Genomic DNA, 248 nt, shown 5'->3' with positions numbered 1-248 from the left:
ACAACGATTACGAACACTTACAAGAATACGGAAACAACAGAAGTAAGTGGTAAGAAAGTCTGGGAAGACTACAACAACAAGTTCAACACACGTCCAGAAAGCATCACAGTTCAATTACTTCAAAATGGTAAAGAGTTTAAAACAGAAGAAGTGAAAGCTGATAAAGAAGGAAACTGGAACTTCAGTTTTAAAGATCTACCAAAGTACGATGGACAAGGAAATGAGTTCAAGTACACAGTAAATGAAGT

The 248-nt window shown here is 35.9% G+C and carries 1 protein-coding gene; it reads left to right on the top strand.

The window, feature by feature from the left end:
- On the top strand, positions 1-248 hold a 248-nt coding region (locus tag JDS80_RS30970; RefSeq protein ID WP_199640838.1), incomplete at both ends, for a Cna B-type domain-containing protein.

Origin of the sequence: Bacillus cereus group sp. N8, from assembly GCF_016483685.1 — a bacterium.
Taxonomy (GTDB): Bacteria; Bacillota; Bacilli; order Bacillales; family Bacillaceae_G; genus Bacillus_A; species Bacillus_A proteolyticus.
This window is presented reverse-complemented; position numbering and strand designations above follow the sequence as displayed.